The organism is Rhodococcus oxybenzonivorans (assembly GCF_003130705.1).
GTDB lineage: Bacteria > Actinomycetota > Actinomycetes > Mycobacteriales > Mycobacteriaceae > Rhodococcus_F > Rhodococcus_F oxybenzonivorans.
The window spans coordinates 284,471-305,067 of the sequence record NZ_CP021354.1 but is presented as its reverse complement, the minus strand read 5'-3'; the positions used below and the strand labels follow the sequence as shown (position 1 = coordinate 305,067).

General features: G+C 65.7%; 24 protein-coding genes and 2 pseudogenes. 13 read left to right on the top strand and 13 right to left on the bottom strand.

What is annotated here, in order from left to right:
• Nucleotides 1-18 precede the first annotated feature (18 nt).
• The 5 genes from CBI38_RS01525 to CBI38_RS01505 all read left to right on the top strand — a co-directional run bounded on the left by CBI38_RS01525 (nt 19) and on the right by CBI38_RS01505 (nt 3,140).
• Entirely contained in the window at nt 19-438 is a 420-nt protein-coding gene (locus tag CBI38_RS01525) for an Hsp20/alpha crystallin family protein (protein ID WP_109334788.1), read from the top strand.
• 166 nt (nt 439-604) lie between these two features.
• Nucleotides 605-940, top strand: coding sequence for a J domain-containing protein (locus CBI38_RS01520; RefSeq protein WP_109325805.1), 336 nt, complete (start codon nt 605-607; stop codon nt 938-940).
• Between the two features lie 86 nt (nt 941-1,026).
• Nucleotides 1,027-1,521, top strand: a complete 495-nt coding sequence (locus tag CBI38_RS01515; protein WP_109325803.1) for a hypothetical protein — start codon at nt 1,027-1,029, stop codon at nt 1,519-1,521.
• A gap of 106 nt (nt 1,522-1,627) precedes the next feature.
• A complete protein-coding gene (locus tag CBI38_RS40500; protein WP_109325795.1) occupies nt 1,628-2,245 on the top strand; it encodes a MerR family transcriptional regulator in 618 nt (205 codons plus the stop codon).
• Nucleotides 2,246-2,375: 130 nt separating this feature from the next.
• Nucleotides 2,376-3,140, top strand: a complete 765-nt coding sequence (locus CBI38_RS01505) for a GAF and ANTAR domain-containing protein (RefSeq protein ID WP_109325791.1) — start codon at nt 2,376-2,378, stop codon at nt 3,138-3,140.
• Nucleotides 3,141-3,163: 23 nt separating this feature from the next.
• Here the strand turns inward: CBI38_RS01505 and CBI38_RS01500 are convergent, their stop codons facing one another.
• On the bottom strand, nt 3,164-3,838 hold the full coding sequence (locus tag CBI38_RS01500; protein WP_109325790.1) for a helix-turn-helix transcriptional regulator: 675 nt from the start codon (nt 3,836-3,838) through the stop codon (nt 3,164-3,166).
• Nucleotides 3,839-3,930: 92 nt separating this feature from the next.
• Here CBI38_RS01500 and CBI38_RS01495 point away from each other — a divergent pair, with 92 nt between their 5' ends.
• Both CBI38_RS01495 and folE read left to right on the top strand, forming a co-directional pair.
• The gene (locus CBI38_RS01495) at nt 3,931-4,419 is read left to right on the top strand and encodes a DoxX family protein (RefSeq protein ID WP_109325789.1); all 489 of its coding nucleotides are present in this window, start codon (nt 3,931-3,933) and stop codon (nt 4,417-4,419) included.
• An 82-nt stretch (nt 4,420-4,501) separates the two neighbouring features.
• Nucleotides 4,502-5,098 carry a GTP cyclohydrolase I FolE gene (folE, locus tag CBI38_RS01490; RefSeq protein WP_109325788.1) on the top strand — a complete coding sequence of 199 codons (597 nt, stop codon included), beginning with the start codon at nt 4,502-4,504 and terminating at the stop codon, nt 5,096-5,098.
• A gap of 14 nt (nt 5,099-5,112) precedes the next feature.
• Here the strand turns inward: folE and CBI38_RS01485 are convergent, their stop codons facing one another.
• From CBI38_RS01485 to CBI38_RS01465, 5 genes are all read right to left on the bottom strand, one after another.
• Nucleotides 5,113-5,994, bottom strand: coding sequence for a metallophosphoesterase family protein (locus CBI38_RS01485; protein WP_230990048.1), 882 nt, complete (start codon nt 5,992-5,994; stop codon nt 5,113-5,115).
• 99 nt (nt 5,995-6,093) lie between these two features.
• Entirely contained in the window at nt 6,094-7,269 is a 1,176-nt protein-coding gene (gene dnaJ / locus CBI38_RS01480; protein ID WP_109325786.1) for a molecular chaperone DnaJ, read from the bottom strand.
• 23 nt (nt 7,270-7,292) lie between these two features.
• Entirely contained in the window at nt 7,293-7,886 is a 594-nt protein-coding gene (grpE, locus tag CBI38_RS01475) for a nucleotide exchange factor GrpE (protein WP_109325772.1), read from the bottom strand.
• The gene (gene dnaK, locus CBI38_RS01470; protein ID WP_109325770.1) at nt 7,883-9,733 is read right to left on the bottom strand and encodes a molecular chaperone DnaK; all 1,851 of its coding nucleotides are present in this window, start codon (nt 9,731-9,733) and stop codon (nt 7,883-7,885) included. Before dnaK ends, grpE begins: the two co-directional genes overlap by 4 nt.
• Before the next feature lie 105 nt (nt 9,734-9,838).
• On the bottom strand, nt 9,839-10,225 hold the full coding sequence (locus tag CBI38_RS01465; protein WP_109325769.1) for an Hsp20/alpha crystallin family protein: 387 nt from the start codon (nt 10,223-10,225) through the stop codon (nt 9,839-9,841).
• A 191-nt stretch (nt 10,226-10,416) separates the two neighbouring features.
• Here CBI38_RS01465 and CBI38_RS01460 point away from each other — a divergent pair.
• Nucleotides 10,417-11,237: pseudogene (locus CBI38_RS01460) on the top strand (glycogen debranching enzyme); the annotation flags it as partial.
• On the opposite strand, the gene CBI38_RS01450 reads toward CBI38_RS01460, so the two are convergent.
• The 3 genes and pseudogenes from CBI38_RS01450 to CBI38_RS01440 form a co-directional block, all read right to left on the bottom strand.
• Complete coding sequence (locus CBI38_RS01450; RefSeq protein WP_109325766.1) at nt 11,207-11,578, bottom strand: hypothetical protein; 372 nt, start codon at nt 11,576-11,578, stop codon at nt 11,207-11,209. The pseudogene CBI38_RS01460 and the gene CBI38_RS01450 sit on opposite strands and share 31 nt — an antisense overlap.
• Nucleotides 11,579-11,649: 71 nt before the next feature.
• On the bottom strand, nt 11,650-12,369 hold the full coding sequence (locus tag CBI38_RS01445; RefSeq protein WP_109325765.1) for a GAF and ANTAR domain-containing protein: 720 nt from the start codon (nt 12,367-12,369) through the stop codon (nt 11,650-11,652).
• Nucleotides 12,370-12,417: 48 nt separating this feature from the next.
• Nucleotides 12,418-13,848 (bottom strand): annotated as a pseudogene (locus CBI38_RS01440) (HNH endonuclease signature motif containing protein).
• 229 nt (nt 13,849-14,077) lie between these two features.
• Between CBI38_RS01440 and CBI38_RS01435 the strand changes: the two are divergent.
• The 3 genes from CBI38_RS01435 to CBI38_RS01425 are packed head-to-tail and all read left to right on the top strand — an operon-like array spanning nt 14,078 to nt 15,752.
• Nucleotides 14,078-14,647, top strand: coding sequence for a DUF6230 family protein (locus CBI38_RS01435; protein ID WP_109325764.1), 570 nt, complete (start codon nt 14,078-14,080; stop codon nt 14,645-14,647).
• Nucleotides 14,641-15,081, top strand: coding sequence for a DUF6114 domain-containing protein (locus CBI38_RS01430; protein WP_257792466.1), 441 nt, complete (start codon nt 14,641-14,643; stop codon nt 15,079-15,081). Before CBI38_RS01435 ends, CBI38_RS01430 begins: the two co-directional genes overlap by 7 nt.
• A 23-nt stretch (nt 15,082-15,104) precedes the next feature.
• Nucleotides 15,105-15,752 (top strand): nucleoside/nucleotide kinase family protein, encoded by a 648-nt coding sequence (locus CBI38_RS01425; protein ID WP_109325763.1) that lies wholly within the window; start codon nt 15,105-15,107, stop codon nt 15,750-15,752.
• A gap of 9 nt (nt 15,753-15,761) precedes the next feature.
• Here CBI38_RS01425 and CBI38_RS01420 read toward each other — a convergent pair whose 3' ends face one another.
• Both CBI38_RS01420 and CBI38_RS01415 read right to left on the bottom strand, forming a co-directional pair.
• Complete coding sequence (locus CBI38_RS01420; RefSeq protein WP_109325762.1) at nt 15,762-16,148, bottom strand: nuclear transport factor 2 family protein; 387 nt, start codon at nt 16,146-16,148, stop codon at nt 15,762-15,764.
• Nucleotides 16,148-17,092, bottom strand: coding sequence for a tyrosine-protein phosphatase (locus tag CBI38_RS01415; RefSeq protein ID WP_109325761.1), 945 nt, complete (start codon nt 17,090-17,092; stop codon nt 16,148-16,150). Before CBI38_RS01415 ends, CBI38_RS01420 begins: the two co-directional genes overlap by 1 nt.
• A gap of 225 nt (nt 17,093-17,317) precedes the next feature.
• Between CBI38_RS01415 and CBI38_RS01410 the strand changes: the two genes are divergently transcribed.
• Complete coding sequence (locus CBI38_RS01410) at nt 17,318-18,094, top strand: SDR family oxidoreductase (protein WP_109325760.1); 777 nt, start codon at nt 17,318-17,320, stop codon at nt 18,092-18,094.
• A gap of 44 nt (nt 18,095-18,138) precedes the next feature.
• On the top strand, nt 18,139-18,930 hold the full coding sequence (locus CBI38_RS01405; RefSeq protein ID WP_109325759.1) for an SDR family NAD(P)-dependent oxidoreductase: 792 nt from the start codon (nt 18,139-18,141) through the stop codon (nt 18,928-18,930).
• A 27-nt stretch (nt 18,931-18,957) separates the two neighbouring features.
• On the opposite strand, the gene CBI38_RS01400 is transcribed toward CBI38_RS01405, so the two are convergent.
• Together CBI38_RS01400 and CBI38_RS01395 are read right to left on the bottom strand one after the other, a co-directional pair.
• Nucleotides 18,958-19,788 carry a mycofactocin-coupled SDR family oxidoreductase gene (locus tag CBI38_RS01400; protein ID WP_109325758.1) on the bottom strand — a complete coding sequence of 277 codons (831 nt, stop codon included), beginning with the start codon at nt 19,786-19,788 and terminating at the stop codon, nt 18,958-18,960.
• Nucleotides 19,788-20,597: a mycofactocin-coupled SDR family oxidoreductase gene (locus tag CBI38_RS01395; RefSeq protein WP_109325757.1), complete on the bottom strand. Its 810-nt coding sequence runs from the start codon at nt 20,595-20,597 to the stop codon at nt 19,788-19,790. Before CBI38_RS01395 ends, CBI38_RS01400 begins: the two co-directional genes overlap by 1 nt.

Sequence of the window (20,597 nt, the reverse complement as noted above, 5' to 3'; positions counted from 1 at the left end):
TTTCTGGAGGTGGACACGATGTTGATGCGCACAGATCCGTTCCGCGACCTCGACCGTTTGACCCAGTCGATCCTCGGTACCGCTGCCCGCCCGGCAGTGATGCCCATGGACGCTTGGCGAGAAGGTGAGAAGTTCATCGTCGAATTCGACCTGCCGGGAGTGGACGCCGATTCGCTGACCCTGGACGTCGAACGCAACGTTCTCACTGTGCACGCTGAACGGCCGAGTCGGGACGAGAACAAGGAAATGGTCGCGGCCGAACGGCCACGGGGTGTGTTCAGCCGGCAACTGTTCCTCGGTGAGAACCTCGACACCGACCGGATCGAGGCTCGCTACGACGCCGGGGTGCTGACCCTGACCATCCCAGTCGCCGAGAAGGCCAAGCCGCGCAAGATCGAAATCGGTACCAACACAGAGAAGAAGGCAGTCAACGCCTGACCCTGAACCGGGGAGGGGCGAGCGCGATGACACCGGAAGACATCACGCCGCAGGCCGTCGTCCTGCTCAGGTGGGTGACTGTGGGTACGACCGGATCGCCTCGCCCCCTCCCACTGCCGGCACCCTGGACCCCATTCGCGGCGCCGGTACCGGAGACCCGCGGATCATGAACACCCGCACCGACTTCTACGACATCCTCGGGCTGCCACGCACCGCAACCCAGAGCGAGATCACCAGCGCGTACCGGCGCAGATTGCGGCAGTTCCACCCCGACACCCGCGAAGCCGCACTCGACACCCAGCCTTCGGACGAGTCGCTGCAACACCTACTGGCCGCGTACGCCGTGCTCCGTGACCCGCTCCGTCGCGCCGAATACGACCGGCAGAGCCTGATTGCGCCATCGAGCGCAGGGATCCCATCAACGATTATTCGCGTCCGGCACCACGCATCGAGCGACCCGGCACCGATGTTCCGGGCCGGGCCGGTCCGGCGTCACCGTTGACGATTGCGCGGTAACGAACGCCGGATCCGACCTGCCTGATCCAGCCCTGGGTGCGTGTTCCCCATCGAGATGGGTATTCGTCGCTCATGGCTTCGGACCCAGGTGGCCGGGCGTATCCGGAGGCAAGGTTTGTCGCCGGACATCTGATCGCGCTGGTCGCCGATCGAGACTACGCGGCGCTCTCTGCGGAGTTGTCCCCGCTTGTGCAGTCGCCCGGGAGTTCGCTGTCTCGGCCGGCCCTGTACGGGGATGTACTGACCTGGATTGTCACCGCGCTCGCGGACGTGGTCGTCGCGCGCCTGGGCGCGGCGGCGGATGGGGAATCCTTCGTCCTCGAGGTCCGTACCACCGCGGGCCGAACGGTGGGCGCCGGCGATCTGCCTCCCGGACAGGGCCGGGTAGGGCGGTCGGTGCTGGCGTTATTGGCCGACGATCGCGCCGCCGCCCGTGCGCAACTCGCGGCGGCGGAACGCGAGTCCGATCCAGCGGTGCGGGCCACCACTCTGGTCGAGGCCCTGGTCTGGCTCAACGCCATGCTCGATGCCGAGACCTCCACCTTCCCCGACCTGCCGCCCCGGTGAGGGCGAGAAACCACATACCTGCAGCAATTACTGTAGGTTTATTACAGCGTCCGGAGTAGTATCGGGTAGACGTAGGCAGCGAGAATTCCGCTCCCGAGGAGGTGTCATGCCGAAGAAAATCCTTCCGAAATCCCGGCGCGGCCTCTACGGCATCTCCGTCGCCTCCGAACTGTCGGGCATCGCTGCCCAAACGCTGCGCTTCTACGAGCAGTACGGACTGGTCACCCCGGCACGCACCAGCGGAGGTAACCGCCGCTACAGCGACTACGACCTCGCACGCCTCCAGCGGGTCTCCGAGCTTATAGAGGCCGGCGTCAACCTGGCCGGAATCGGCCGAATTCTGGACCTCGAGCGCCGCACCGAGAAACTTCAACGGGACAACACCCGCCTCGCTGCTGACAACGCCCAGCTACGAGCAGAAAGGACACCGACCATGGACATCGATCTCTCCGATGCCGTTCCGGAAGCCGACCAGCTCGAGCAAGCACAACCCGCCGACCCCACCGATGCAGGGAGCCGCTCGATCGCCGACGAGCAGCCCGTGACTTCGCGGTCGTCGTGGGACGCTCCCGAGGCCGACAGACTCGAACAACAGCAGTCGGCAGCGCCCGTCGCCGAGCTGATACCACCCACCTCTGGCAGGTGGGACGCACCCGAGGCCGACGCGTGGGAACAGGCTTTCGCGGTGCCCATGGACGACGACCGAGAAATCGCCGACGAATAGGCCTCGACGCAGCAGAAAACTGCCGGATGAACAATCTCGCACACGGTCTCACTGCGCAAACGTCGAGACCATAGCGGCGAGAGGCGCTGTGTCAGGTCGACCAGTCCCGACACCCCTCGAGGAGGGCGAGATGCCCGAGCAATCTATCGGGGGATTGTCGCTGACCGAGGTAACGCACGCTTTGGACGTGGTCACCGGAGCGCTGAATGCGCTGCGCGACGAGACCGTCGCCTGCGAACCACTCGAGACGGCCTTGCAACGAGTGGCTCATACAGCCGTCACGGCACTCCCCGAGGCCGATGCCGCCAGCGTGACCCGCCTCGTCGATGGCGTTCCGGACACAGTTGCCACGACCGACGCCGCTGTCGCCGCCATCGACGAACGCCAGTACGCCGCGGGCCGTGGGCCCTGCCTACAAGCCGCCCACACACGAGAGACGGTTCGCGCGGTCGTCGGCCGACACCGAGAAGAATGGCCCGAATTCACCGCCGCAGCAGAGGCGGCCGGAATTCACGCCTACCTCTCGGTACCCGTTCTCCTCGCCGACCGAGCCCACCACTCCGAACTCATCGGATCTCTCAACGTGTACAGCTATCGCACGGAAGCGTTCGACCCCTTCGACGAACAACTGGTGCGGCTGCTCACCTCGGCGGCCTCGGCGGCCATCGCCAATGCACTCCGCTGGCAGCGCGCACACGACCAAGTCCTCCAGCTTCACAATGCACTGAGGTCACGCGCCGACATCGATCAGGCCAAGGGCGTACTGATGGCCATCCACGGAATCTCGAGCGACCAGGCATTCGAACGGCTCGCCGAGATCTCCCAACGCACCAACACGAAAGTTCACGAAGTAGCCCGGAAATTCATGCGCAACTTCACTGCGCCGTCGTCGTGATCGGTTCGGGTCGAGGCAGACAGTCAGGACTCCGGAGGGTCGACCACTACACAGCACCGGTCGGGTCGCGGATCGAGTTTGGCCCGCGCAGTGGGTTCGGCGCTTCCGGCGATCATCCCCTCGACGAGCCGTAAGTTCAGCCCGCACACCACGTCCAGATGGTCCTGGGCGACGAGATGGAACGGGCAGTTACGTAACTCGACGCGGCCTTCGTCAGTTACCTGAGGCAGATAGCCGCAGCTTCGGAGCGCTGCCAGAAGGTTGCCCCCGGACTCGGCGGCAGATCGCCGTCCGGCATCGAGCGCAGCCTCGTTCACCGCGTTCCGAACGGTTCCGCTGACATCCTGTTCCACCGAGGAGACGAGCAACCGGGCGAGCAGTTCGTAGTCCCGCGGCGGCACACTGACGGCCATCTCCGTCGTGGCCCGGGCATACAGCTTCGCCGGACGCCCGGCCCCAGGACCGCTCCGTCCGGCAGGCCGCTGATAGCTGATGGTCAGCAGGTCGGCATCGGCGAGCTTGTCGAGGTGATAGGCCGCGAGGGTTCGACCGATCTCGACGGCCGCGGCCGCTTCCTCGCGGGAAACCGGCGTGGCGCTTTCTGTCACATATTCGTACAGCTTGCGCCGCAACGGATCGTCCAGATTACTCAGCGCCGCCAGAGCCGCCGGCGCAGCGGATCGGGCTGTGGAGGACATGCCTCAACTCTATCACCAAGAACTATTGACAAATAGGTGCGAGCGGGCGGATTCTAAAAACAGTTCCTATTACTTTTACAGAAGGATCAGTGATGAACGCCCCGACGCCACGCTCCTCGTCAGCAGTCTCTGAACATTCCCTCGATGCCGCCGTTCAACGCGCACGCAGCGACCCCGCCTATGGCGCATTCCTGTTGCTACGCATCGGCTTCACCGTGCTGCCGATCGTCATGGGCCTCGACAAGTTCACCAATCTGCTCACCACTTGGGAGAACTACCTGGCACCCTGGATCGTCGACATCGGCCCCCTCAGCGCCCACCAGACCATGCTGGTGGTCGGAGTGATCGAAATCGTCGCCGGGATCGCGGTCGCGATCAAACCGCGATACGCGGCCTACATTGTCGCCGCCTGGCTCGCCGGGATCATCGTCAACCTGCTGAGCTACCCGGACTTCTACGACATCGCACTGCGCGACTTCGGCCTGATGCTCGCGGCAGTGACCCTCGGCCGACTGGCCTACGTATACGACCCGGCGTGGCACCGACGCACTGCACCGGCCACGAACTTCGCAGCCGCGTAACCGACATCCTCAGTTTCCCGTCCACTCGACGAGTCTCCGGCCCGTCGGGTGGACACCCCACTGCTCTCAGAAGGACTCGGTCATGACCTCGAACGCGACACTCCATATTCTGCCCCCTGCCGCCGGAAGGGACCTCGCTGCCGCCGAAGATGCGGCCGCAACCTTCCTGGAAGCGCTCGGGGTCGACCTGACTTCCGAGAGTCTGCGCGAGACTCCCCGGCGCATGGCCCACGGCTATGCGGAATTGTTCACCCCCAGGGCGTTCGATCTGACCACCTTCCCGAACGACGAGAACTACGACGAGCTCGTCCTGATCCGAAACGTCCCGCTCAGGTCGGTGTGCGAGCACCACCTCCTGCCGTTCGTCGGCACCGTCCACATCGGATATCTCCCCGGTGAGCGCATCATCGGGCTTTCCAAACTCGCCCGGGTGGCAGAACACTTCGCTTGCCGGCCACAGCTTCAAGAACGGCTGACCAAGCAGATCGCCGATTGGCTCGACGAGCAACTGCACCCCCGCGGTGTCGGGGTCGTCATCGAAGCTGAGCACAGTTGCATGACGCTGCGCGGCGTGCAATCACTAGGGTCGGCCACCGTCACGTCGACGCTCCTCGGTGCGCTGCGCGAGGATCCCCGCTCACGCCAGGAGTTCTTCTCCCTGGCTGGTGTCAACAGCTGACCCAGCATCTACGGTCAAGCCGGAGTTTCTCCTCGGCGCCTGGACTCGAGAACCCGGTTGAGCGGCCGCGTGGGGGTAACGGCGTCCGCGTCGGCGAACGGGTTGACCCGCGCGTCGCCGGACGCGGGTGTCACCGCGACGTGCCTGCCGAGCGCCGCCACATCGACGACGACCATGTTGTTATCGATCGGATCGCTGTTGCGGCCCAACCCGTCGATGACGGTGCGATAGTCCCCGCCGTCGAGGAGGCTTTGGTAGCGCTGGTGAAAATGTCCGTGCCACAACCGAATCGGCCGAACCGCGTCGACGATCATCCGAAGTCGATCACGGTTCTCTGCCGTCGCGCGCAACTCGTCGGGTGGCACCCCGGCCTCACGACGAGCCGACCCGGGAACGGCTATTCCGGCGGGACAGTCATGGCAGAACATCACCTCGGCGCCACCAGCGGAAGTGATGGCGCCGACCTCGTCGGCGCTCAGGGCTTCCTGCGGCCACCATGAGGTGTGTGGGGTCCGCAGTATCTTGTCGAGCGAGCAGGCCCCGCCGACAGCCAGGCACCGCAGCTGACCCCACTGCCAGCGCAGCCCGCGCGGCAGGTGGACGATGCGTTCCCGCAGGTACCGCAGTCCGTCGTCGGCGATCGGTTGTTGCAACAGCCAGTCGAAATCCTCATGATTGCCATCGACGAAGCCGAGGACCAAGCCCTCCTCCGCGAGGGCGGCGTCGAGGCTGTCGAGGTATGCGGGGCGGAAGGTGTAACCGAAATCGCCGAGCTGGACGATCACATCGGCGGCGCGGGCTCCCGCACGGGCGATCGCGCCGACGGCGTAGTCGGTGTCGGCATGCCAGTCCCCGGCGACCGCCACCCGCCTTGGGGTGGCCAGGAAGCTGTCCACAGCCCACCTCCGTTCCGGAAATCCCCCATCATCGTGTAGGAGATACCCATTCCGCCGGCGCACCAACCTCGGTACCGAGTGGGGTGATCGTCATGAGCGTCATCCGCGACCGGGCCAGTGGGCGCGCGGATCGAATCCCGCGGACTTCTCGGCTTTCTCGTACGTGCGCAGCGCATCGACCGCATGCTGATCCAACCGGGACGGCACGGCGACCTCCACGGTCACCAACAGATCTCCGGGTGGTCCGCTGCGGCGCGGTACGCCACGCTCACGTAATCGGAAGGTCCGACCGGTCGGGGTACCCGGTGGAATCTTCACGCTGACACGACCGTCGAGAGTGGGAACCGAGATCGTTGTGCCCAGGGCTAATTCGCTGAACGTCGCCGGTACGGTCACCGTCAGGTCGTCACCGGCACGGGCGAACACGGGGTCGGGATCCACCTGCACATTCACGTACAGGTCGCCCGACGGCGCGCCCCGCAGACCCGGCTCACCCTGTGCGGGAAGCCGGATTCGTTGCCCGTCACTCACCCCGGCGGGGATGCGCACCGAGATGGTGCGGGTGCGGTTCGCGACTCCGGCTCCGTGACAGTCCGTGCACGGTGAATCGACCACCGAGCCGGTGCCACGGCACTCGTCGCAGGCGTCACTGAACCCGAACCCGCCTTGGTTCCGGTTGAGCACGCCGGAACCACCGCAGTAGGGACACCGACGCGGATGAGTTCCCGGACGAGACCCGCTGCCGTGACAGGTGGTACACACGGTCGGTCCACTGATGCGCAAGGGTACAACCGCACCGTTGACCGCATCCCGGAAGGACAGATGTGTCTCTGTCTCGATATCGCTACCCCGACGTGGGCGCGCCCGGGTGGTCTGTCGGCGACTCCGGAACAGATCACCGAACACGTCACTCATCGAGCCGGCATCGGCAGTCGTGAAGTGCGATCCGTTCCCGAAAAGATCGCCGAGGTCGAAATCGCTCATACGGGAGGTGCCGGTCGGGCCTGGGCGGAATCCCGTGTTACCGAACATTCCTGCCTTGTACAGCCGCCGCGTCTCGTCGTACTCCTTACGTTTGGCAGGGTCCGACAGCACGGCGTGCGCCTCACTGACCGACTTGAACCGTTCCTCGGCGCGGGAGTCGTTCGGATTGGCGTCCGGATGCAGCTCGCGGGCCAGCTTCCGGTACGCCTTCTTGATCTCGTCCGCCGACGCACCAGAGGGGACGCCCAAATCGGCATAAAAGTCCCGCTCCAACCATTCCTGCTGCGTCACCGGGCATCCTCCTTCCACAATCCCTACGATCGGTGAGCGTCCACCACGGTAACCATCGCCGTCCGTAACACCTTGCGGTCACCGAATTTGTAGCCGCGACGCAGCACACTTCCCACGACGAGCTCGTGCCCGTCGCCCTCGTGCTGAACTGCCTCGTGCAGAGTCGGATCGAACGGATCGCCCTCCTCGCCGAATGCGGCCACCCCCAGGTCAGCAAGCGTTGCCCGGATCTTGGACGAGATAGCGCGCAGTGGTCCGTGCTCGAGGTCGCCGTGGTTGCGTGCCCGGTCGAGGTCGTCGAGGATCCCGAGGAACTTTTCCGCTACGGAAGCCTTCGTGATCTCGGCCGTGACCTGCCGATCGCGTTCGACCCGCCGCCGGTAATTTGCGAACTCGGCCTGCAGTCTTTGCAGATCGGCGGTCAGCTCCGCTACTCGATCCTCGTCGGGCGCGCCCCTCTTCCCACCGGCGGCGGACTGGCTCCGGCCGCCGGCGACCGGGGGGCGCGAGGGCGTGTGCTCTCGAACCTGCCCGGTCTCCGGATCGACCCGGCGTTTATCGGTGATCGAAATCGGTTCTCGCGGTGGTTTTTCCCCGTTGGTGCGCTCAGTGCTCATCGCGCATCCTCCCTCCCCGGTTCGTCCACCACCTCCGCATCGAACACCTGCTCGGATCCATCGGACCCCGTGGTCCCGTCGCCGCCGGGCGCGCCGCCCTGCTGCGCCTGGGTGTCGTACAGTGCCTGACCCAAGGACTGGGACTCCGTGGCCAGCTTCTCGACCGCGGACTTGACCGCCCCGATGTCGGTGCCGGCCAGAGCATCCTGCACTTCCTTGATCGCCGACCGCACCTTGCCCTTGACGTCCTCGGGAACCTTGTCGTCGTTGTCCTTGATGAACTTCTCGGTCTGATACACCAGCGACTCGGCCTGGTTCCGCGTTTCGGCCTCCTCACGCCGTCGGGAGTCTTCGGCCGCGTGGGCCTCGGCATCCTTGATCATCCGGTCGATCTCTTCCTTGGACAGTCCGGAGCCCTCCTGGATCCTGATGGTGTTCTCCTTGCCGGTGCCCTTGTCCTTCGCCGTCACGTGCACGATGCCGTTGGCATCGATGTCGAAGGTGACCTCGATCTGCGGCACCCCGCGCGGAGCCGGCGGAATACCCGCCAACTCGAACGAGCCGAGCAGCTTGTTGTGCGAGGCGATCTCGCGCTCACCCTGGAACACTTGAATCTGCACCGACGGCTGATTGTCGTCGGCCGTGGTGAAGGTCTCGGACCGCTTGGTCGGGATGGTGGTGTTGCGCTCGATGAGCTTGGTCATCACCCCACCCTTGGTCTCGATACCGAGGGACAGCGGCGTGACGTCGAGGAGCAGCACGTCCTTGACCTCGCCCTTGAGGACACCGGCCTGCAGGGCAGCGCCCACCGCGACGACCTCGTCCGGATTCACACCCTTGTTCGGTTCCTTACCGCCGGTGAGCTCCCGAACCAGGTCGGAGACGGCGGGCATGCGGGTGGAACCACCGACGAGCACGACGTGGTCGATGTCCTTGACCGCGATACCGCTGTCCCTGATCACCGATTGGAACGGGGCACGGGTGCGGTCGAGCAGATCGGAGGTGATCTTCTGAAACTCGCTGCGGGAGAGCTGCTCGTCGAGGAACAACGGGTTCTTGTCCGCGTCGACGGTGATGTACGGCAGGTTGATCGAGGTGCTCTGCGAGGAACTCAGCTCGATCTTCGCCTTCTCCGCCGCCTCACGCAGGCGCTGCAGCGCCATCTTGTCCTTGGTCAGGTCGATGCCATTCTGGGCCTTGAACTTGTCGACCAGCCAGTCGACGATGCGCTGGTCCCAGTCGTCACCACCGAGGTGGTTGTCGCCGGAGGTGGCGCGAACCTCGACGACACCCTCGCCGATGTCGAGCAGTGAGACGTCGAAGGTGCCGCCGCCGAGGTCGAACACCAGGATGGTCTGTTCCTTGTCGCCCTTGTCCAGGCCGTAAGCGAGTGCCGCGGCGGTGGGCTCGTTGATGATGCGCAGCACGTTCAGGCCGGCGATCTGGCCGGCTTCCTTCGTGGCCTGACGTTGCGCGTCTTCGAAGTAGGCGGGGACGGTGATCACGGCGTCCGTGATGTCCTCGCCCAAATACGACTCGGCGTCACGCTTGAGTTTCATCAGAACCCTGGCACTGATCTCCTGCGCTGTGTACTTCTTGCCGTCGATCTCCACCGTCCACGGCGTGCCGATCTCGCGTTTGACCGACCGCACCGTCCGGCTGACGTTGGTGACCGCCTGGTTCTTGGCGGGCTGGCCGACCAGCACCTCACCGTTCTTGGCGAATGCGACCACCGAGGGCGTGGTCCGGGACCCTTCCGAGTTGGCAACCACCACCGGGTCGCCGCCCTCGAGCACTGACACGACCGAGTTGGTTGTACCGAGGTCGATACCGACCGCGCGTGCCATTTTTCTCCTCCTCAGTTAGTGAAAGACTGCGTTTCAGAGTTGAGCCTGTTGGACTCAATTTTCCGACTCCCGAGCTGGTCAGTCAAGGTTTCCGGCCCTGTCGAGTCAGCCCGAGGTGATCTCAATCCGTCGGGCTCGCGCAGCCTCGGCCTTCCCGATTTCGACGCGCAGCATTCCGTTCTCGAGCAAAGCGGCGACCTTGTCGCCGTCGACCTCACCCGGCAGGGTCGCCCGGTAGCGGAACTGGCCGGTGCGTCGGGTCTGATGGCGGATCAGACCGACACGCTTGCGTTCGGTGATCTCACCCTCGATCGACAACTCGTTACCGCTCAGGTTCACGTCGATATTCTCGCGGGGAACGCCGGGCACCTCGGCTTCGACCACGTAGGAGTCGGCAGTTTCCTCCACGGTCACGGGCGGGGTCCATGAGTCCCAGATGCGGAACGGGTCCGACTGCGCCATATCGGCATGTCGGCCAATTGGCCATGCCATCGTCCTCGACCTCCTCGTCCACGAGTGAATGCGGAAGCGTGTGCAAAGTTGAGCGCATCACACTCAGGTTTTATTCCCCTTCGGCCCGGAAACTCGCTCGAAGTACGCCATCATTTCCATCCGACCGACCACCGAAAAGCGCTCATGCTGCTTCGTCCGGGCTCCGCCTACCCTGGGGGCGACGTACGACGGACCCCGTCATCAGCCAGATGAAGCTGATCGCCGAGCCGTGGGACCTCGGTCCCGTCGGGTACCAGGTCGGCGAGCCCGGGGCGCTCGGCGAGATCGCATCCCGCATCACCGGCTCCGCCGACCTGTACGAGCGCACCCGTCGACGGCCGGTCGCCTCGATCAACTTCGTCACCGCCCACGACGGATACACGCTCCGCGACCTGGTGAGCGACAACCACAAACACAACGACGCCAACGGCGAGAACAACAACGACGGCGAGAGCCACAACCGCTCCTGGAACTGCGGTGCGGAGGGTCCAACCACCGACCCGGAGATACTCGCGCTCCGGGCGCAGCAGAGCCGGAACTTCCTCGCCACCCTCCTGCTGTCGCAGGGTGTGCCCATGCTCAGTCACGGTGACGAACTGGGCTGCACCCAGCACGGCAACGACAACGCCTACTCCCAGGACAACGCGATCATCTGGGTCGACTGGGCGGCCACCGACGGGGCGACAACCTCCCCGACATCGCCTGGCTGCGGCACGACGGAAGCGAGATGACCGAGGACCACTGGCTCGTCGACTTCGGACGTGCCGTAGGAATCTTCCTCAACGGCAACGCTATTCCTGATACCGACTACTACGGGTCACCCGTCACCGACGACTCGTTCCTGCTGTACCTCAGCGCACATCACGGCAGCATTACCTTTCCACTGCCGTTGATCGAGTACGGAAAGTCCTGGGAGCTCGTCGTCGGCACCCGACTGCCCGAGGCCGAACAGCCGAAGGCGATATTCCCGCACAGTCGGTCCTACCTCGCCAACCGGAAACCTCCGACCTGATTGCCATTGACGTACGTGGTGCCGGTGTAGGAGCCGTCCCCGTTGGCCACCATCGTGTCAGTGAGGAATCCGAGACCCGAGGGGCCGTAATCGATGACGGTTCTGCCCGCCGCATCTTCGTAGTAGCTGCCGCTCAGACCACTGAGACCGAACACGAAATTGTTGGTGACCGTGCCGTTCCGGAAGGTCTTGCCCTTCCAGATCAGTCCGCCTCCGGGCGCGTCGGTGGTTCCCTGATAGGTCCCGTCCGGGACAGGTTCCGCAGCAGCGGTACCCGCTCCGACGAGGATGATGCCGGCCGACAGTGCGGCCGCGGCGATGCCTGCTGCGAACTTGCGCATAATTTCTCCTGAGCGTGTAGGGACCCGACTCGACGGACCGCTTACCCACCTTCGGCGCCCCACACACAGGGTCATCCGCGCTCACCACGTGGCTCCTCGGGAGGAAATGTCACACGAGCGGCGATGATGTCTTCCGCAAGCGCGGTGATCCTGCGCTCCTCGGCGAAGGCCATTGCCCGCAGCCGGGAGATCGCATCAGCCGGCGAGATACGTAACTGGCCCGCCATCATGCCCGCCGCGACGTGCACATTGCCGTGGGGGAACAACGCCGGATCCGTCCAGACCGACGGGTAGCGAGTGGGGTCGAGCTCCTCGAGCACGGTCGGCCCGAGCCTCGCGGCGCAGTCCTCGGCGGCGCGGTACTGGGCAACGTCGAGCGTCCGGGGCTTGTCGCTGTACAGCTCGAGGACACCGACTCGTCCCCCGTTCCACAGTCCGAGCGGAAAGGCGTAGATGCCACGGACCCCAAGGGCGACCAGCTCCGGCGCGAACGCCGGCCATCGCACCGAGACACCCGGATCGGCCATATCGGCGTGAAGCTCTGGCCTGTGCGAACGGTATGCGGCGAGGCACGGCCCCTCGCCGAGGGTGAACTGCAATTCGTCGATGCGCTCGGCGGTCGAGTTGGTGGCGTACACCAGGTCACGAGTGGTGTCACCGGCGAACACGGCGACTGCCGACCCATCCACGCCTACCGTGGCCAGGCACCCCTCGCACAATGCACGGGTGCGGCCGAGCAACATCAGCGCAGGATCGTCGTTGCGATGAGCTGGATCCTCTCCGTGCGTCATTTCTCCAGCGTGCCCCGGCACACTGTCGGGCAAACGCCCTACCTCCTATCAGGCCGACTCGTCGTATGCGACGGGCAGGTCCCCGGTTATCGGGTCGACGACGTCCGCCATCGGTATCGGGAGAGCCGGTGCCATCGTCTGGTAGCGGTGCCCGGTCGGGGTGAGGAAGTCGTACGCGTGTACCTCCCCTTGCCGCCGCTTCGGTGTGGCCGCGTGCCAGCCGGCAGCCTGCTTCGCGTAATTGCACGCAGCACACAAACCTGCACCGTTGTCGAGAGTCGTCGGGCCACCCTTGTGCCACGACCTGATGTGGTCGTGGTGCCGGATCGGCGCATCACACCAGGGCGTGCGGCACGTGCGGTCGCGCAGGTCGATCATGCGCGCCAGTCCCACTGGGAACTTCCGCGCCTGCGACTCCACCGCGGTGAGCGACCCCGACTCCGGGCACGCGTACACCCTCCGCAGCAACATCATTGGCTCAGTAGCCGGAGCTGTGCCCGTGGTCTCGCGACCTCCGGCTGCATCACGACCCCCAGTCTCGCGACCCCCAACTGCCTCGCCATCTCCACTCTTGCCGACCCATTCCCGCGCCAGTGCGGCCGGCACGGGGCCGTACCCCTGCAGGTGCGCAGGCTCGGGCCCGCCGGCGAGCAGGGCGTGGTCGGACATCACCAGATTTACCGTGACCGCACATCCCGAAGCGTCACCGGCGCCGGTGACCCGTTCGAAAAGCAGGTCCGCCATGATCTGACCTCGACTCCGCCCGTCCCCGGCTGCGATGAGCGCGGCTGCGTCCCGCGACAACGTCGTCTGCACCGCGACACCCTGCTTTACCGGCAACAAGGCGCTCACATACGCCATCGTGTCCGGTGCCGGACGGCAGGAGACCCGCCGATCGGATTCCGCCCGCCGGGCGCGGCGCACCACCGCTGCCGCGTCCACCTCTGCAGCCCATGCTCGGGCCTTGGCCGCGACCGCACGGTCCCCGAGGCCGTCCAAGGTGGCCGGGTCTGCACATAATCGGTGATCCAAGGCTGCCCGGTCTTCCCGGGACAGGCAGGCCGTCTCCTTCACGAGCAACGTCGCTCGCCATTCACTGAGCAGTCCGCGTTCGAGCAACCGCAGGGTGAAGGGCATTTCGTGCACCAACGCCGTCGCCATGCCCAGGTGCCGGTTCCCTCGCCAAGGTGAGTCCCGACGCGCGAGTCCCACCTGCGCCGCGATTCCCCGCCCGCGCTGCGACACAGGGACTTTCGCCGACCCGGCCGCTTCTTGTTGCGAGGAAGCGAAATCGGCGGTTACCCGAGCCTGAGCCCCCGCACAGGCCGCTTACAATTCCTCCAACGCCCGCAGTAGATCGACCCGCACACCGTCGTCACAGTGGCGCTCGACGACGCGTAAGCGGTCCACCACCTCGCGCACGTCAGCGACACCGATCGTCCCGGCATCGTCTGCATCAACTGAATCCCCACCCGCCATCGAACCCCCAATTCGAACGTATGTTCTACCCTAACCGCTTCATCGATCCCACCGCAAGCCCCGTCGACTTTGCTACACGATTTGCCGGCTGTTAGCCTTGCGGCCGCGGTTGAGCATGCAGCCCGGGGACGGAGCCCGCTCCCTTCCCACGCCGGCCAGCTCATTCAGGAGATTCATGATCCTCACCATGCCCAATTTCGTTCGCGCACTCCAGAGTCGGCGGTAACCGATGGGAGCCCTGCGTAAGGGACGCTTCGCCGCGATCGTGTCCGGCGGGTTACTTGCCGCCACGATCCTCGGTGCCGGGATAGCCGGCGGACAACTACCCATGAACGTCGCGCTGTCGGGTCAGAGGTTCGTCGGGACGATGTCGGCGGTGGAGGGCGAGAGTATCACCGTCTTTCCTCGCCAGGTCGAGACGAAGGCAGGGCAGTTGCCCACGGTCGCGATCCTGATCGAGTCCGCTCGACTGACCGACGTGTGCCTCTCGACGGTCGCACACGGCCTGCCCCTGGTCGGGGACGTCACGATGTTCCTGCGGGTCCCGGGTGAGGGCACGACAGCCCGCGACCTCGTCGCCGATGCGTCCGTCCTCGGTGGTTCGATCGGAATCTCGAACGTCGAGATGGGCGCTGATGTCTCGGCCACCGGCGACGTGCAGGGTGTGGTCACGTCGGGGATGGTGGCCGCAGAATCGTCGATGACGGGCGCCCGCCTGGAAGGAGTGTCTCTCACCGCGACTTCACTGTCGTTGCGCGACTTCACGATTACCTCGGAGATGGGTGCGAAAAGTTGCTGACAGCTGAACCACCGCTCACCCGAAGGGAACGCTTCCGGCATTGGCGCGGCATGCGCCCGTTCAGGGGCGCGGTCATGCTCACTGTCTCCGCTGTGTTCCTCCTGCTTCCCGCCTACACCACCGTCGAGGTCGGTGATCTTCTGATTTCGATCAGCACCATCTCGGGAGTGTCCACGCTATTCCTCGGCGCCTCCATGCTGATGTGCGCAGGTTCGGTGCTGGTGCGGCCGAAGACGCGGGTCGCGGCAGGTGGAGGTGCGATGCTCCTCGCTCTCGTCGCGCTTCCGGCCGCCAATTTCGGCGGTTTCGGCGTCGGAACGCTCATGGGTGTTTTGGGTGCCGCCGCCACCCTCGCCTGGACGGATCGTTCCGGCGCGCCACCGGCGAGGACGACAGCACCACGAAGACGTCCGACTACTCTCACCGCAGACTGACGGCACGATCAGACGGGCGCATCATGGATAACCACGCGGTCGCGGGTTCCGCCGACCCCCAGGAGCTGGCCCAGCGTGTGCTCGGACTCCGGGTGCAGGGGCAACGCCTGATCGTGGGGGTGACGGGACCGCCCGGCACCGGGAAATCGACGTTGGTCACCGAGGTTGCGGCGGCCCTGCCGAGGCGGGTTCGGACGGTGGTGGTCCCGATGGACGGTTTCCACCTCAGCAACACCGTGCTGCGCGCGTTGGGGTCGGCGGATCGCAAAGGTGCCGTCGACACCTTCGACGACGCCGGGTTCGCCGTGCTGCTGGAGCGGCTGCGCAGCCGCGACGAGGACGTCGTCTATGCGCCCGACTTCGACCACGCCTTCGGCGATCCGGTGGCTGCCTCGATCGCAGTGCCGCGCGCCGTCGATGTGGTGTTCACAGAAGGCAACTATCTGCTCGCCGCTTCAGGTGCCTGGCCGCGCGCACGTTCGGTGATGGACGAGGTCTGGTATCTCGACACCCCACGCGAGCTCAGGTTGGCGCGTTTGATCGATCGGCACCGCGCGGCAGGTAAATCGGGTCCCGCGGCCCACGCCTGGGCTCACGGCACCGACGAGATCAACGCGACGATGGTGGCCGAAACGCGCGGGCGCGCGGACCTGATCATCTACAGCAGGTGACGGACATGCTCAGAGCTCGGTCATGTCCGACGGCGACCAGTACGCCCGCATGCTGGCGATGGCTCCGCGGTCGTCGAAGGTCATGACGTCGATGGGTTCGATGGCGTAAGCCTTACCGTCGATTTCTGTGACGACCCGGAAATGGAAAGCCGCATTGTTGCCGCTCACCCGGACCGTCAGCAGTTCGGTCTTGCAGTCGACGCCGTCGAGAGCGCTGTAGAAGGCTTCGATCGCTTCGCGCCCCACCCGAACCTCGCCGCCCACCGGGTCTTCGAGGGTGGCGTCCTCCGCATACAGTGCGGCGATGGTGCGGGACGGGCCCGCGGACACGGCGTCGAGGTAGTTGGTGACGGCGGTCCGGATCACGTCGGCGGTGAGCAGTTCCTGGTGTGTCATCAGTTGTTTCCGTTTCTCGGTTGCGGCGCCGGTGCGGTGATCAGTTTGTGCCGCAACGTTTCGATGGTTCCTCGGCTCAGTCCCAGTCCTTCGGTGAGGTAGCGGTCGACTGTGCCGTACTTCTCGGCGAGCCTGCCGAGCCCCGCCTCGAGATAGCTGCGGTCGACCCCCAGCAGAGGCTTATAGATCTGTGCGACGGCCTCGCCTCGAGAAGCAACGATCTGGTCGTACGTCACCTTCATCGACGCGGCCGTGTACTCGTTGGTCAGCAGGTAGTCGTCGAAGATGGTGCCCTCGGGCACTCCCGCGATGGACAGCAGCAGCGCGGACGCCCAACCGGTGCGGTCCTTACCTGCCGTGCAGTGGAACAGTTGGGGCCCGGCCGTGCGGGCCATTTCGGTGAGCAACTGGGCGAATCCCGCTCGGGTGGCCGCGTCGTCGACGAAGCTGCGGTTCATATTCTGCATGAACGCCACCGCATCGGCGGGTGACTTCAATTGCGCCACTGCGGCGCCCAGATCACCCGAGAGAAGGGGGATGCCGAGGTAGCGCGGTCCGGCGGGGAGCCTGTCCGGCTTCGCGGCGACCTCTTCGACCGTGCGGACGTCGTACACGGCGGTCAGGCCCAGGCCGGTGAGCACGGCGAGATCCTGGTCGTTGGGCACGAGCGCGCTAGAGCGGTAGAACACACCCCTCGTGACGTGGTCACCCTCTGCGGTGGCGTACCCCTGCCCGGTTCCGCCGACGTCCCGGAAGTTGTCGACCGACGCCAGACGCGGTGTTTCGACGACGGGTCGTGCATTACCCAGGGAACCGAAATCGGGGATGCTGATTCCCGGTGGTGAGAGCGGCTGCGCTGACACGGCCGCGGGACCACCGAGGCCGGTGAACAGGACGCCACCGGTGATCAGCACAGCGGCGGTGGATTTTGCACTTCGAGACATGAACAGCCTTTCGTCGGAATGTCGCGAGATTCGCTTCCGTCCGGCTTGCGCGGAACATCAGCGGGTAATCCACATCACAGTGCCCCGGCGTTTCCCGTGGCTACGAGTTATTCCGATGACCGGGAGAACCCGTTCCCCGGGCGGAGACGCCCGCAGCAGACTCGGGCCGTCGGCACGGGCGTGCCGACGAACGGAATTTGTCACGAGACGAGGATGTGAGCTGAGATGACCGAGATCCCACAGCAGGTAGCGGGGAAGGTCGTGATCGTCTCCGGAGCGTCGCGCGGGCTCGGTGCCGCGTTCGCCGCCCGGATCATCGACGAGGGCGGGAGCGTGGTGGTGGCGGACGTCCTCGATGACGAGGGACGCGCCACCGTCGACAAGCTGGGCGAACGCGCCCGATACGCCCATCTCGATGTCACCGACCGTCAGCAGTGGCAGGATGCGGTCGACCTGACGGTCAGCGAGTTCGGTCGGGTCGACGGCCTCGTCAACAATGCAGGCATTTCGGCCGGCCAGTACATCGAACACGAGACGGCCGAGAACTTCCGCCGTGTCCTCGACATCAACCTCACCGGTGTCTTCAACGGCATCCAGACCGTGATTGCACCGATGCGGGCGGCCGGGGGCGGATCCATCGTCAACATCTCCTCCGCGGCGGGCCTCATGGGCTTGGCCCTCACGGCCGGATACGGCGCCTCCAAGTGGGGCGTCCGTGGATTGACCAAGATCGCGGCGGTCGAGCTCGGCACCGACAAGATCCGAGTCAACTCGGTTCACCCCGGTATGACGTACACCCCGATGACCGCCGACCTCGGGATCCAGCAGGGCGACGGCAACTATCCCAACACCCCGATGGCGCGAGTGGGCGTACCCGAGGAAATCGCCGGCGCCGTCAGCTTCCTCCTGTCCGACGCTGCCGCCTACGTCACCGGCGCGGAACTGGCGGTCGACGGCGGCTGGACCGCGGGACCGACAGTGAAATATGTGATGGGCCAATAACTTCTACCAATCAGCACCATCCGACCACATCGAGGAGTATCGACATGAATCGTTTCGCAGAGCGCCGGGTGCTGGTGACGGGCGCCGCCTCAGGGATCGGGCAGGCCACCGTCCTCCGCCTGCTCGAGGAAGGCGGCACCGTCGTGGCCGCCGACGTCTCCGACGACGGCCTGAAGCGCACCTGGGCGCTGGCCGAGGCGAAGGGCACCGCCGGGCGTCTCGACACCACAACCATCGATATCGGTGACGAGACGTCGGTGATCGACGGCGTACGTGAGAGCATCGACAAGCTGGGCGGGCTGGACGTACTCGTGAACGCGGCAGGAATTCTCCGTGCCTCGCACACCCACGACACCTCCCTCGACCTGTGGAACCAGGTGATCGGCATCAACCTCACCGGCACGTTCCTCGTGGTCCGCGAATGCCTGCCCGCGCTGCTGCGGTGCGAGCGCAGTGTGGTCGTGAACTTCAGCTCCACCTCCGCCGCGTTCGCCCATCCCTACATGGCCGCGTATGCGGCGAGCAAGGGCGGAATCCAGTCGTTCACCCATGCGTTGTCGCTCGAATACGGCAAGCAGGGCCTGCGCGCGGTCAGCGTCGCACCAGGCAGCATCAAAACCGGAATCACCGACGCCACAGCAGGTTATGTGCCCGCAGATGCCGATTGGGCTCTGTTCGCCAAGCTCTCCCCCATCCTGCCCACCACCCTCGAATCCGGCGGCGCCGCGATGGGGGGACCAGAACAGGTCGCCGGGGTCGTCGCCATGCTCGCCTCCGACGACGGCGCCTTCATCACCGGCACGGAGATCCGCATCGACGGGGGCACGCACGCCTGAGTGCCGACCTCGGCGCGGGCAGCTCAGTTATCGACTGACGCTTCCCGCGTCGACCGGCAGGGCCACGGACGTGATGTACCGCGCCTCGTCCGAGGCCAGGAACAGAGCGGCGTTGGCGACGTCGACGGGTTCGATCCACGGGATCGGCAGCATGTTCATCGTCGCTGCGGCCGCGGCGAACTCCTCACGAGTGGGGTGCTCGAGGTCGGGCCGGAACGCCCGCCGCACCATGTCGTTCTGGATCATGTCCGTATCGACGTTGGTGGGGTGCACGCTGTTGACCCGAACCCGATGCGGTGCGAGCTCCTTGGCCAGCGAACGCATCAATCCTACGACACCGTGCTTTGCGGCGGTGTAGTGCGCGACTCCGACCAGCCCCCGCAGGCCCGCAATGGAACTGGTGAGAATCATCGCACCACCGCCGCGCTCGATCAGATGCGGCGCCGCAGCCTTGCAGGTTTGCCAGACGCCGGTCAGGTTGACGTCCAGCATGGTCTGCCAGGTTTCTGTGGTGAGGTCCAGCGCGGCACCCGACGACGTGATACCTGCCGTGGCGCAGACGAAGTCAAGCCCGCCCAGCTCGAAGGTGGCCGCAGCGACAGTCTCGGTGAGAGTCGCTCCGTCGCGCACGTCCACCCTCGCGGTCACGATTCTGCGGCCGGTGTCCCGGACCAGCTTTGCGGTGACCTCGAGGTCCTCGGGACTCGCCGGGGGTGTCACCACCGTGTCGACCGGTCCGCACAGGTCGACGGCGATGACGTCGGCGCCCTCCTGGGCGAACCGCAGTGCCTGCGCCCGCCCGATTCCCCGGGCGGCCCCGGTCACCAGAACGACGGTGTCTTCTACACGACCTGTCATCACGACACTTTCTGGGTGAGTCCGGCATCGACCACGAGTTGGGTGCCGGTGATGTATCGGGATTCGTCCGACGCGAGGAACAGCAGCGCATTGCTGACGTCGCGTGAGTCCAGCCACGGCACCGGAAGCAGGTGGTTGCGGGTGAGCACTGGAATCACGTCGTCCTCGGTGGGGTTCTCGAGGTCGGGCCGAAGCCGGGACATCGTCGCCGGGTTCAGTGTCATGCGGGTGCCGACCGCGCCGGGGTGCAGCACGTTCACGCGGATGAACCGGGGGCCCAGTTCGTTGGCGAGGGTCCGCGCCAACCCGACCAGGGCGGTCTTGGACGCCGAGTAGTGTGCGGCGCCGGCGACGGCCTTGATACCGGCCGTGGAACTGACCACGACGACGGAACCGCCGTCCTCGGGCATCGCCGGGACCGCGGCCTTGACGGTGTTCCACACTCCGGTGAGGTTGACGTCGAGGGACCGATTCCAGACGTCGTCCGCGATGGTCCACGCTGGTCCCGGATTGTCGGCGATGCCGGCGTTCGCGACCACGACGTCGATGACACCCAGGTCGGCGACACCGGCGTCGACCGCTTCCTGCAGGGCCGCCGGGTCGCGCACGTCGGCGGGTGCGACAACCACGCGGCGCCCGAGTTCGCCGACCAGTCGGGCAGTCTCCGCCAGACTCGCGGCCGGCTCGTCTCCGGGAAGGTCGACGGCGATGATGTCGGCGCCTTCCTCGGCGAGCCGGACCGCATGACTGCGTCCCATGCCGTTGCCGGCTCCGGTGATGAAGGCGGTCTTTCCTGCCATCCGCGCCAT